Origin of the sequence: Nitrospina watsonii (genome assembly GCF_946900835.1) — a bacterium.
GTDB classification, from domain to species: Bacteria; Nitrospinota; Nitrospinia; order Nitrospinales; family Nitrospinaceae; genus Nitrospina; species Nitrospina watsonii.
Map to the genome: position 1 here is coordinate 1122726 of NZ_OX336137.1, position 12613 is coordinate 1135338.

11 protein-coding genes are annotated in these 12613 nt (G+C 58.3%); all 11 read right to left on the reverse strand.

Annotated elements, in window-relative coordinates; all coding sequences use genetic code 11:
- Positions 1–107 precede the first annotated feature (107 nt).
- Complete coding sequence (truB, locus tag QML71_RS05130; RefSeq protein WP_282010835.1) at positions 108–1037, reverse strand: tRNA pseudouridine(55) synthase TruB; 930 nt, start codon at positions 1035–1037, stop codon at positions 108–110.
- Positions 1030–1386 carry a 30S ribosome-binding factor RbfA gene (gene rbfA, locus QML71_RS05135; RefSeq protein ID WP_282010836.1) on the reverse strand — a complete coding sequence of 119 codons (357 nt, stop codon included), beginning with the start codon at positions 1384–1386 and terminating at the stop codon, positions 1030–1032. Before rbfA ends, truB begins: the two co-directional genes overlap by 8 nt.
- 24 nt (positions 1387–1410) lie before the next feature.
- Complete coding sequence (locus tag QML71_RS05140) at positions 1411–1707, reverse strand: DUF503 domain-containing protein (RefSeq protein WP_282010837.1); 297 nt, start codon at positions 1705–1707, stop codon at positions 1411–1413.
- A 38-nt stretch (positions 1708–1745) separates the two neighbouring features.
- Positions 1746–4220 carry a translation initiation factor IF-2 gene (gene infB / locus QML71_RS05145; protein ID WP_282010838.1) on the reverse strand — a complete coding sequence of 825 codons (2475 nt, stop codon included), beginning with the start codon at positions 4218–4220 and terminating at the stop codon, positions 1746–1748.
- 51 nt (positions 4221–4271) lie between these two features.
- Positions 4272–6023, reverse strand: coding sequence for a transcription termination factor NusA (nusA, locus tag QML71_RS05150; RefSeq protein ID WP_282010839.1), 1752 nt, complete (start codon positions 6021–6023; stop codon positions 4272–4274).
- A complete protein-coding gene (gene rimP / locus QML71_RS05155) occupies positions 6020–6439 on the reverse strand; it encodes a ribosome maturation factor RimP (protein WP_282010840.1) in 420 nt (139 codons plus the stop codon). Before rimP ends, nusA begins: the two co-directional genes overlap by 4 nt.
- A gap of 263 nt (positions 6440–6702) precedes the next feature.
- Positions 6703–8412, reverse strand: coding sequence for a proline--tRNA ligase (locus tag QML71_RS05160; RefSeq protein WP_282010841.1), 1710 nt, complete (start codon positions 8410–8412; stop codon positions 6703–6705).
- 68 nt (positions 8413–8480) lie between these two features.
- Positions 8481–10250, reverse strand: coding sequence for a phosphoenolpyruvate mutase (gene aepX, locus QML71_RS05165; protein ID WP_282010842.1), 1770 nt, complete (start codon positions 10248–10250; stop codon positions 8481–8483).
- Positions 10247–10549, reverse strand: a complete 303-nt coding sequence (locus QML71_RS05170) for a hypothetical protein (RefSeq protein WP_282010843.1) — start codon at positions 10547–10549, stop codon at positions 10247–10249. The genes aepX and QML71_RS05170 overlap by 4 nt, the downstream gene beginning before the upstream one ends.
- Positions 10550–10568: 19 nt before the next feature.
- Complete coding sequence (gene rseP / locus QML71_RS05175) at positions 10569–11942, reverse strand: RIP metalloprotease RseP (RefSeq protein ID WP_282010844.1); 1374 nt, start codon at positions 11940–11942, stop codon at positions 10569–10571.
- Positions 11943–11953: 11 nt separating this feature from the next.
- Positions 11954–12610 (reverse strand): outer membrane lipoprotein periplasmic chaperone LolA, encoded by a 657-nt coding sequence (gene lolA, locus QML71_RS05180; RefSeq protein ID WP_282010845.1) that lies wholly within the window; start codon positions 12608–12610, stop codon positions 11954–11956.
- Positions 12611–12613 lie beyond the last annotated feature (3 nt).

Below are 12613 nucleotides of genomic sequence, written 5' to 3' on the forward strand. Positions count from 1 at the left end.
TGTGCCGAATGTTTTCGCAGAAAAAATTCAGGCGCCGGGCCGCGTCGTGCGTCCGCCGAATTTCCACTGCGAAAACATTCCAGCCACTCCAACAACTATTTAATGCCTCAAATCAAAACGCGTTTGAGTTTAAAAGCAATATCATCCGGTTCCATACGCAGAAACCGGTCCTGATCCACCAGGGGCTCGACAATGGCCACCAGGCGGTTGTCTTCATTCGTCACACGGAAATTCATTCCCGGTCCAAACCGGTTGGGAGATTGCCGCACCCAGGCTTTAGAAAGGGCCCGGCCATGCGCAATGGATTGGACTCGATCCGGATAAACCTGGATTTCGGGCATGAAATCCAGAGCCGTTTCCGTTTGCAGGAGTTTGGTGGAAAGGTTGCCTTGTTCCTTGGCGAGTTCCAACTCTTCCAAAGTCAGGGAAGACTCCAAATCGAATTCGCCCACCTTCTCCCGAATCAGGTGCGACATGTGGGCGCCGCACCCCAGCGTTTCGCCGATATCATGACACAAGGTGCGGACATAGGTCCCCGCGGAACAGTGTACGCGGAAGTGGACCCTCTGACCGATTTTCTCGATAAACTCGATGGCGTAAATCTTGATATCCACCGGTTTTCTGTCGATAGTAATACCATTTCTGGCCAATTTGTAAAGGGGAATCCCATTCTTTTTTTTGGCCGAATACATGGGAGGCACCTGTTTTTGCGGGCCCACGTACTGTAGCAGCAGGCGGGTGAGGTCCGTTTCGCTCACCGCGGACGGGTCGCGGCTTTCCAGCACCACCCCCTGGGCGTCCTGCGTGTCGGTGCTCGTGCCCAGGGTCAGGGTGGCGCGATAGACCTTGGTCAGGGGAGTCAGAAACTGGATGACGCGGGTGGACTGGCCCATGCAGAGGGGCAAAACGCCTTCCGCCATGGGGTCCAGGGTGCCGATGTGGCCCACTTTCTTGACCTGGAGCAAGCGGCGCACCGACCGCACCATGTCGAACGAGGTGGGTCCGGAGGGCTTGTACAGGTTGATGATGTTATTCATCGTCGTTTTCGTGGATTTCGCGGATGATCCGGGTGATTTTCTCCACCTGGTCGCCGGAGGTATCCAGCTTGAAATCAAATTCGGGAATGGCTTTCAGATAAAGCCGTTTGCCCAGCTGGCTGCGGATGAACCCTTTGGCGCTGTTGAGGCCTTCCAGCGAGTCCTGCCGCGCCGTGTCGTCTCCCAGAATGCTGACGAACACCTTGGCGTGTTTGAGGTTGTCTGAAAGCTGGATTCGGGTCAGGGTCACGAATCCGATCCGCGGGTCTTTCAACTCGTGCTGGATCATCTTCGACATTTCTTCCAGGATCACTTCCTGGACCCGTTCGGACCGTTTGTAGCGAAACATGGTGTGCTTCCCGGCTTTTCTGGATCAGCCTTTGCCGAGGTTGATGATTTCTATGTGCGAGTCCGTCATTTCGGCCAGGTTCATGTGGTCGATGAAGGTGACCACCTGCTGCATCTGCCCTTCCACGTACTGGGCATCCTCACTGACCGCGGCCACCCCAAGATGGATGCTTTGATGCAGATCCTGATCGCCGACTTCGGCGATGCTGATGTTGAACTTGTTTTTGACCCGGTCCTTGATGGCTCGGATGACCTTGCGCTTGCCTTTCAGCGATCCGTTGCCGTGCAGGTACAGTTTGATCGAGCAACATCCCACTTTCATGGCGACCCCTTACAACGGGCGCGCGGCGTTGAACGCGCTTACGGGGCGACTTCTTCGAGCACGAACGGCTCGATGATATCGCCCTGTTTCACATCCTGAAATTTTTCCAGAGAGAGTCCGCATTCGTAACCGGAAGCGACTTCCTTGACGTCTTCCTTGAAACGGCGGAGCGTCTGGATCTTGCCTTCGTAAACGACCACGTTGTCGCGCAGCAGCCGCGCCTTGCGGTTGCGCTCCAGCGAGCCGGAGAGCACATGGCAGCCTGCCACCACGCCCACTTTGGGGATGGTGAACACTTCGCGGATTTCGGCCCGTCCCGTGACTTTTTCCTTGAACGTCGGTTCGAGCATGCCTTCCATGGCCTTCTTGATGTCTTCGATGGCGTCATAAATGATGCCGTACATGCGGACATCGACATTTTCCTGCTGGGCCATGGCCGCCGCCTGTTCCGTCGGCCGCACGTTGAAGCCGATGACGATAGCGTTGGAGGCACTGGCCAACAGCACGTCCGATTCCGTGATGCCCCCGACCGCATCGTGAATGACCTGGATACGGACCTTGTCGGTGCCGACGCGGGTGACGGCTTCCTGCACCGCCTGGATGGAACCCTGTACGTCGGCCTTGATGATCAGGTTCAGTTCCTGAATCTTGCCTTCGACGATCTGCTGATGCAGGTCTTCCATGCTGATGCGCGGTTTCGCCGACAACACGGTTTCGCGCTGGCGCTGAAGTTTGAGCTGGCTCAACTGCCGGGCGCGCTTTTCATCCTTGACCACCATGAACTTGTCGCCGGCATCCGGCACTTCCGGAATGCCGATCACCTCCACCGGCATGGCCAGTGTGGCTTCGCTGATGGGTTTGCCGAGATCGTTGCTCAGGGCGCGTACTTTACCGAAGTAGTTGCCGACGATGAAGGGGTCGCCCACACGCAGGCGGCCTTTTTCGACGATGATGGTGGCGACCGGACCGCGTCCCTTGTCGAGGTGCGACTCGATCACCGTGCCGCGTGCACGGATCACGGGGTTGGCTTTCAATTCCATGATCTCCGCTTGCAGCAGCAGCATCTCCAGCAGGTTGTCGAGCCCGGTGCCTTCTTTGGCGGAAACTTCGGCGATGATGGTCTGCCCGCCCCAGTCTTCCGGGATCAATCCCTGATCGGCCAGTTGTTTCTTCACTTCTTCCGGTTTGGCGTCGGGTTTGTCGATTTTATTGATGGCAACGACCAGAGGCGTGCCCGCCGCCGTGGCATGGTGGATGGCTTCCTTGGTCTGCGGCTTCAGGCCGTCGTCGGCCGCCACCACGAGCACGACAATGTCCGTCACCTGCGCGCCGCGTGCCCGCATGGCGGTGAACGCTTCGTGGCCGGGGGTGTCGAGAAACGTGATGGGCTTGCCGTTGACCTTGGCCTGGTAGGCGCCGATGTGCTGAGTGATGCCGCCTTTTTCCGACTCGGTGACGTTGGTTTTGCGGATGGTGTCAAGCAGGGAGGTTTTACCGTGATCGACGTGGCCCATGATGGTGACGATGGGCGGACGCGGCACCCGGTCTTTATCAAGATCGGCTTCATCCTCGTCCTCGAATCCCAGTTCGGATTCGGGGGTGACGCGTTCCACTTCGTAACCGCGCTGGTCGGCGAGCTTGAAGGCAATGTCGAAATCAAGGCTTTGGTTGATGGTGGCCATGATGCCCATGCCCATCATATCCTTGATGAGATCGTTGGGCGTGCACTTGAGTTTTTCCGCCAGGTCGCGCAATGGCGTGGTGTCCATGACACGGATGACTTCGAACTGCTCTTCTTCCGGCACCGCAGGGGCGACGGGGGCGGTTGCCTTGGCGGCGGCCGCTTGTTTGGACAGGGTGCGTTCTTCTTCGCGCTCCGTCTTGCGGCTGGGTTGCGGAGGTTTGCCGCGCGCCTTGTCTTTTTTGACCGCGGCTTCTTTTTCTTCGAGGTCCTCTTTTTTTACGATCTTGAGTCCCAGCTTGCGTCCGGCATCCTCCATCGCTGCGGGCTGCTGGGCCGCACGGGAATGGTGATTGGAGCCTTTCTTTTTAGGCCGGGAGGAGGGCCTGGCTGCCTGTTCCGTTTTTTCTTTGATAGCGGTATCCTTGCCCTGTTGCGCCGCGGGTTTTGCGGCGGTGCGGGGCTTGGCAGCGTCCTTGCCCTCGGTCTTTTTGGCGGTCTTGGGCTGCGGAGTTTTTTTCTCCTCGCCTTCTTTTTTATCTTTGTCGGCGGCTTTGGCGGTGGTTTTGCTGGGAGCCTTTTTCTTGACGGCGGTTTTGGCCGCTACTTTCTTGGTGGCTTTGGCCTTGCTGGCGGTGGCTTTCTTTTTACCGGCACCCTCTGCAGCAGACGGTTTTTCGGTAAAATGATCCCGTATGGAATTGGCCATGTCCTCATCGATCGAACTCATGTGGTTTTTGACGAGACAATCTCTCTTCTTGAGTTCGTCGATGATCTGGTCATTCTGGACGTTGAGCTCCAACGCCAATTTGTTAATCCTGATTTTAGCCAAAGGCAACCTCCTGAGATGTGGATGTTATTTTAATTCCTCATAATCATCCCCTCAAACGTTTTCGTACTTCTCCATGAGCAATTTGGCCTGTGTGATGATGGCCTGAGCGGTCTCTTCCTCAATGGCATCGATTGCCGTCAATTCTTCCACGGCGGACACCGAGAGTTCGGCGATGGTCTGGAACCCATTGGAGGCCAGGGCGTCTATGATGGAGGGGGCGACACCTGCCAGGGCTTCCAGTCCCAGTTCCTGTTCTTCTTCCTCTTCCTCGTCTTCCCCGCCGCCGGCATCCTCGGCGGAGACGTCTTCGGTCACGGCGTCCGCGTCTTCCGTTGCGGCAACCGGTTCTTCTTCCTCGCCCTCGCTCGTGCCGGGTTCCGCGGCGTCCGCCTGGAATTCCGGAGCGGTTGTGTCGAGAGCGGTTTTCTTGAGGCTGGGTGACGTGTAAATCAGGGTATTGTTTTCTTCCTGCGCATCCACCGGCGGTGGTGTGGGAGCAGGCTTCTTCGGAGCCGGAGCAACGGGAACGCGTTTGTCAATGTGCTCCTGGGAAAACTCGACCAGCGATTCCGCCTTTTTCGGGCCGATTCCCGGCAACTCCTGCATGCCCGCGACACCGCGCTTGACGACTTCGTCGAAGGAAACGATGTTGTCGTTGAACAGGATGGAGACGATTTTTTCGCCGAAGCCTTTCGTGTTCTTGAGAATATCGAAGAAATCTTCGCGCGGCGTGTCGGAGGTCTGGAACAGGCCCGGGGTTTCCAGCACGCCGCCGGACTCCGACTCTCCCTTGATATCGATTTTCCATTTGACCAGCTTGGCGGCGAGGCGCACGTTCTGTCCCTTTTTACCGATGGCCAGCGACATCTGATCGTCGGCCACGATGATGGTCATCTGTTTTTCATCCTTGTTCATCAGGATGCGGGAAATCTTCGCCGGGCTGAGTGCGTTGCGGATGAACACTTCCGGGTCCTCGGAGAACTCGACAATGTCGATTTTCTCGCCGCGCAATTCCTGAACGATGGACTGCACGCGCATGCCGCGCATGCCGACGCAGGCGCCGACGGCGTCGATGTCGCGGTCGTTGGTGCGCACCGCGATCTTGGTGCGGCCGTTGGGCTCGCGCACGATGCCCATGATCTCCACCATGCCTTCGCTGATCTCCGGCACTTCCAGTTCGAACAGGCGTTTGATGAGCCCGACGTGGGTGCGGGACAGGATCACCAGCGTGTTCTTCGCCGTCTTGCGCACGTCCAGCACGTAGGCGCGCACGCGGTCGCCGCGGTTGAACGATTCGCGGAATACCTGTTCGCGACGCGGCAGAATGCCTTCGGCCTTGCCGAGATCGACGACGATGTCGCCGTGCTCGAAACGCTGCACGAGACCGTTGATGAGATCGCCTTTTTTATCGATGAATTCGTTGTACAGGATTTCGATTTCCGCTTCGCGCACCTTTTGCAGGATCACCTGCTTCGCCAGTTGGGCGGCGATGCGGCCCAGGTCTTCCAGCTCGCGTTTGACGAGCACGACATCGCCGATCTCGGCGTCCGGGATCTGCTTGACCGCCTGCTTTTTGGTGATCTCGGTTTCCGGATCGGTGACCTTGGCGACGACGGTGCGTTCCGTGAGGATCTCCACCTCACCGGTTTCTTCGTTGAAGCGGCTTTGCAGGGTTTCGATATCCGGCAGTTTTTTGCGCACAGCGGCTTCCACCGCGCTTTTGAGGGCGTCGATCAGCACATCGCGATCGATGCCTTTTTCGCGGCAAAGCTGGTCCAGAATGTGAATGACTTCGACGGTCATAGTTTGAATTCGATTTCCAAACGGGCGGAGGCGATGTTGCTCAAGGGAATGGCAAAGGCCTGCCCCTGGGCGTCCAGATGGACAGCGCCGTCCTCAAAGTTTTTCAAAATACCCTTGAAGTTGCGTCGGTCACCGATCGGCGCAAACGTCGTGATCTGGACTTTTTTACCGAGATACCGCAGAAAATCTTTTTCTTTTTTCAGCGGCCGGTCCAGACCCGGCGACGACACTTCAAGGATGTAATGGGTGCGAACGAGGTCGTCCACCTCGATCATGTCTTCCACCATGTGGCTGACCTGCTTGCAGTCCTCCACGCCCACACCCCCGGCTTTGTCGATATAAATGCGAAGAACCCAGTTGGGCCCCTCGCGCTTGTATTCGACATCTACCAGCTCCAGGCCCTGAGCCTGAATCACGGGTTCTACCAATGCTTCAACGGATTGAGGTATGGACCCTTTTGCCATTGGGTGGTCGGGAACCGCAGGGTTGCCAGATCGCTTCGGGAATCAAAATTCCGGCCAAAATGCAGAAACTTTGATGCCAGGTCAGCGCAATTCGATACAAAAAAAGCGGGCTTCAAGCCCGCCGTCAGCGCAGACCATTCAATTTGAGTGAATTCTACCCGAAATTCGGCGGTGCTTGCAAGATAAATTCATGAAACGCAAGGCGGGGAACGAAATCAGAGGGCATCCAGCAGGGACGGAATGCGGTCCAGAATGGCAGGGAAGGGGTGCGTCGCCGATTCCCCCGTGTTCCGGGTTTTGAGTTCGATTTCACCCTGCTCCAGGTTTTTGGGACCGATCACCAGTTGCAGCGGAAAGCCGATCAGTTCGGCGTCCTTGAACTTGACGCCCAGGCGGTCGCTGCGGTCGTCGAGCAGCACCTCCACGCCGAGCCCGGTGAGATGGCGGTAGGCGGTGTCGGCGGCGGCTTTCACCGCGTCATCCGAGTAATTGGTGGGCAGGATGACCACCTGAAACGGCGCCAGCGGCACCGGCCAGACGATGCCCTTGTCGTCGTGGTTCTGCTCGATGGCGGCGGCCGCCGTGCGTCCCACGCCGATGCCGTAACAGCCCATGACCAGCGTTTTCTCTTTGCCGTTTTCGTCGAGGTACCCGGCTTTCATGGCGTCGCTGTACTTGGTGCCGAGGACGAAGATGTGCCCCACCTCGATGCCGCGCCGGATTTGATAGACGCCGCCGTCGCAGTGCGGACAGGGGTCGCCCTCCTCGACGGTGCGCAGGTCGCCGACCTGTTCTACTTTGAGATCGCGCGCGAACTGCACGCCGGTGAAGTGCGCGTCGATCTTGTTGGCGCCGGTGACGAAATCCTGCATCTGCGTGACTTCATGGTCGGCGTACACCGGCAAGGGCAGGTTGACGGGACCGACGTAGCCAACGGGCAGTCCGGTTTTTTCCTGGATCACGTTTTCCGCCGCCGGATGCAGCCACTCGCAGCCCAACAGATTTTTCAGTTTGATCGGATTGAGCTGACGGTCGCCGCGCACGAGTCCTGCGAGCAGCCCGTTCTCGTTTTCCAGAATGAGGGTCTTCACCAGTTTGTCCGGCGTGATCTTCAGGAATCCGGTGACGGCATCGACGGTTTTCTGGCCGGGGGTGGAGACTTCGGCCAATGATTCGGCGCCGTTGGATGCAGGCGTTCCGGACACGGCACGCGCCGCGGCCTTTTCCAGATTGGAGGCGTAGCCGCAGGCGTCGCAGAACACGACGGCGTCTTCGCCGGACGACGCCAGCACCATGAATTCATGTGAAAAACTGCCGCCGATGGTGCCGCTGTCGGCTTCCACCATTTTGAAATCGAGGCCGCACCGCCGGAACACGTTGTTGTAGGCGGTCTTCATGTCCTCGTACGTGGCCTGCACGCTTTGTTCGTTCGCGTGGAAACTGTACGCGTCTTTCATGGTGAACTCGCGCCCGCGCATGACGCCGAAACGCGGCCGCACTTCGTCGCGAAACTTGGTCTGGATCTGGTACAGCACCAGCGGCAACTGCCGGTACGAACGCACCTCGCGGCGGACGATGTCGGTGATGACTTCCTCGTGCGTGGGGCCGTAACAGAATTCGCGGTCGTGACGGTCCTTGATGCGCAACAGTTCCTTGCCGTAGAAATCCCAACGCCCGCTTTCCTGCCACAACTCCGCCGGCTGGATGCTGGGCAGAAACATTTCCTGCCCGCCGACCGCGTTCATCTCTTCGCGGATGATCTGTTCCACCTTGCGCAGCACACGCAGGCCGAGCGGCAGGATGGAATAGATGCCGGAGGCGAGCTGGCGAATCATCCCGGCGCGCACCATCAGCTTGTGACTGATGACCTCGGCGTCGGACGGGGCTTCTTTGAGTGTGGGGATCAACAACTGCGAATAACGCATGCGTGGTCTCGTCGGTGGTGATTAAGTCAATGCGACCGGTTGGGATGATAAGCAACCTGCCGGATAAGTCAAGGGGTGGGAATCTGCGGCGCATCCGGGGCGCGGGCGACGAACAGCTCGTTGGCCAGTTCGATGTCCTGCGGAAAATGGATTTCCAGCCAGCCTTTGTGGATCTCCAGGTAATGCACGTTGAACCCGCGGTCGATCATCTCCTGCACGAGGTCCGTCAGGCGGAACTTGGAGATGTCCTCGGCTTCCTGGATTTTGCCCCGCAGGTTCTGGCGCACGTCGTGATAGGTTTCGAGAAACTGCTCGGCGCCGGTTTTGGTGAACTTGGCCAGGCCGATGAACTCGTGCGTGGCCAGCGCCGGATCGATCTTCTTGCCGATCTTGGCGATGGTGTTCTGGTAATCGAAGTTGATGGTGCGCCGCTCGCGGTTGCGCTGGTTGCGGCTGATGACGTAATCGGTGGCCTTGCCTTCGACCGATTCCAGGTACTGGATGGAGTTGTCCACCACCAGCACGATGTCCTCGCGCGAGGCCAGCAGTTTGGAGAACACGCTGTATTCGACGAGGATGTCGGAGTACAGCATGATGAAGCCGTTGGCCATCTTGCTTTCGGCGGCCAGGATGCTGTCGAGTTCCGTGTTCTTTTCGTAATCGGGCGCTTCGACGAAGGCGACGCCCTCGGCCTGCATCTGTTCCTTGCCGTAACCGGTGACCACGGTGATGTCGGTCAGGCGGTTGACGTTGAGCGCCTTGATCTGGCGGCTGAGCAGGGTTTTGCCGGCGATGTCCAGCATTGGTTTGGGTTTGTCGCCGAGAATCTTCTCGATATCGGGAGCGCGGCCCGCCGCCGGAATGATGACCGGCGTGTTTTTGTTGGATTCGTCGAGGCGGTCCTTTTCCTTGACGTCGAGGAAGCCCACCGCATCGAAGATGTCGCGCAACGGCGCGCACAGGGGATCGGCTTCGAACGAACGCTGGTTGAGCAGAATGGTGCGCGCGGTTTCGAGCATGGTCTTGTAGGCGCTGCGCAGCAGGTGATTGGCGTAGATGATGATCTGGAAGCCGGAGGCTTTCAGTTCGTCTTCGACGATGTTGTTGTACGTCGTCGGCACGCACACCAGCGGCTTGTCCATCTCCAGCTCCGCGAGCAGGCTCTGGTAACGCGTTGCGAACTCGAGAATCTCTGACGGGTCTTTGGACTTGGAATGGATCATGATGCCGTCGGCCCCGGCTTCGAGGTACAGGCGCGCCCGCATCAGGGCGTCGTCGAGACCGAGCCCGGCGATGAGGCTTTCGAGGCGGGCGATGATCATGAAATCGCCGGTCATCTGCACGGCCTTGCCGCGCTTGATCTTGTAGGCGAAGGCCTGCGGCTCCTGCAGGGTCTGGGTGGTGCCTGCTTCCAGGCTGTTGCGCTTCGGGAACACCTTGTCTTCGATGATGACGGCGGAGACACCCGCGCGTTCCAGTTTCGACACGGTGTATTCGAACATGTTGGGGTCGCCGCCGGTGTCGCCGTCCACGATCATCGGCTTTTTGGTGACCGCCAGGATTTCGTGGATGGTGTGCAGGCGCGAGTCGAAACTGATGATCTCGATATCCGGATGGCCCTTGGAGGCGGAATCGGTGAGGCTGCTTTCCCAGATGGCGTCGAATTCGCGCACCACCTGCCGGTCGGCGCCGTCCTTGCCTTCGATGCGGGCGTTGTCGGCGATGATGCCGCTCAACCCGTTGTGGGCTTCGATGGCGCGCACCAGGTGGCCCTGGCTGAGCAGTTCTTTCAGTTTGCCGCGCCGGTGTTCCGGCAAGGTCTTGTTCAATAAGGTCATGGCGATGGGAATTCCTGCTCCGGTCCGTGGATGTGTTCGCGAATCCAGCCCGGAACGTAAATGGTTTCCAAGTCGAACGTTTTCAGAACGTTCAGAATGATTTCAATATGTTGACCCGGAGGCAGTGTTTTGTCCAGCAGAATCAGGTCGCGGCCGTGGACTTTACAATGGCCGCTGGCGACCGGGTACTCGGAGTCGTCCAACTGCGTGTACTGGACGTCGATGTTGAGCTTTTGCGAGACGGCGTGCAGGTCGTCGAGACGTTGTTGCGTGAGGCCGTCGGGTTCGGATTGCGGCATGGGCGCACCCGGTTCGGAATCAATTCATAATTCTCATGATGTCGTTGTAGAAGGCAAAGACCATGAGTCCCAAAATCATGAACAGGCCCACCTGTGCGGCGCGTTCGCGGCTGCGCTCGCTGACCGGCTTGCCCTTGATGATTTCGATGAGGAAGAACAGGATGTGGCCGCCGTCGAGAATGGGGATGGGAAACAGGTTGATCAGCCCGAGGTTGATGCTGAGCAGCGCCGTGAGCCGGATGACCTGGTTGAATCCCTGTTCCGCCTGCTGGCCGTAAAACTGGAAGATCATGATGGGGCCGCCGATGTTCTCGGCGGAGACGGAACCGAAGATCATTTTCTTCACACTGACGGCGATCAGGTGCGTCAGCTTCCAGGTTTCTTCCACCGACCGCCACATGGAACCGAACAGGCCGTACTGCTCCACTTCCATTTCGCCGCTCAACCCGAGGCCGAGAACACCGATGGTCACGTCCTTACCGGTTTCGTCTTTGATCTTCTCCGGTTTGGGCGTCAGCTTGAGGTCGTAGGTCAGGCCGTCGTCGCGGCGGACCGTCACGTTGAGTTCTTCACCCGGCTTGTCCATGGCGGCGGTTTTCAGGTCCTGCCAGCCGCGGATGGGGGTGTTGTCCACTTCCAATAATAGGTCGCCCTTTAGCAGCCCGGCCTGGTCGGCGGGCGATCCTTCTTCGATGTTGGCGATGCGCCGCACCAGAGGCGTGATGCCGATGAGACCGACGTTTTCCTTCTCACCCCACAGGTTGGTGATTTCCTCCGACACCGGAGTGATGTTTTTTTCGACGAGGCGTTTCCCGTTCTTTTCGATGACGAACTGCATCGGTTGGCCCGGCGCGTCGTGCACGATCTCCAGCAGCTGGTCCCAGAAGCGGATGGTCTCGCCGTTGACCTCGACGATGCGGTCGCCGGTCTCCAGACCTGCGGCGAGGGCCGGGGAATCGTCGCGCACCATGCCGACGGTGGTGCCGAGTGCGGGCACGCCGTTCATGTACACGATGACGTAAATCAGGATGGCGAACAGGATGTTGAACAACGGTCCGCCGAAGGCGATGGCGAGGCGGTGGTACACATTCGCATGGGAAAACGAGCCGGTGGTGTCTGCCAGTTCTTCTCCGGGGTCTTCGCCTTTCATCTTCACGTAGCCGCCCAGCGGGATGGCGGCGATCAGGTATTCGGTGCCGCCCTGCTTGAATCCGGCGAGCTTGGGGCCGAAGCCGAGCGAAAATTTTTCGACGACGACGCCGCACTTGCGGGCAATCAGGAAATGACCGAGTTCGTGAACGAAGATGAGGACAGCGAGTCCCAGGAGGAACACGAACATGTCGATTCCGAAAGTGAAAATGGAATCCAGAGATATGGCGGCGGTGTCAAGCATGACGGACGTTTCTAGGGTTGTGCGGCAAGGTCGATCAGTTCCACGCCCGGAGGAACGGTGAACTCAAATTGCGAATCGGAAATGCCGGGGTTGTTGACAATTTCGTGGAACATCATTTCTGTACGATTCCCTAATTTATCATACACATTCGACCCGATGATTTGAAAATTATTTGGGTCGGCAAACAGCACCAGCCGGTCGAGGCCCTGCTCTTCGGTTTTAGGGATCAGTTCCACAATCAGTTTGCCGTCTTTTCGGGTGACTTCACCGACGCGAAACGACTCGGTGAGCCTGCCTTCTCCCGATAAAAACAGGGCGGGGGTGTTGGACGAGTAAATGCTGTCCACCTCCATGCGCGTCACCTGCGACTCTTCCGGCAGGTACAGCCACAGCACCTTGTTGTCGCTGATGAGCACCTGCGGGTCCGGCGCCTTGTAGGTCCACTTCATCTTTCCCGGCTTTTTGATGACCACCTCGCCCTGGGCTTCCTGCGTCTGGTCCATGACCTTCAAGTAGGATTTCTGCGTGAACCCGGCCCGGAAGGACTGGGTGGCGTCGTATTTTTTCTGGATGGCGTCGATGACGTCCTGCTTGGTTTCGGCCTGGGCGTGGCCGCAAATCAGGAGGGCGAGACCGCAGCCTGTGAATAGTTTAAGCATGGTTTTCATGAT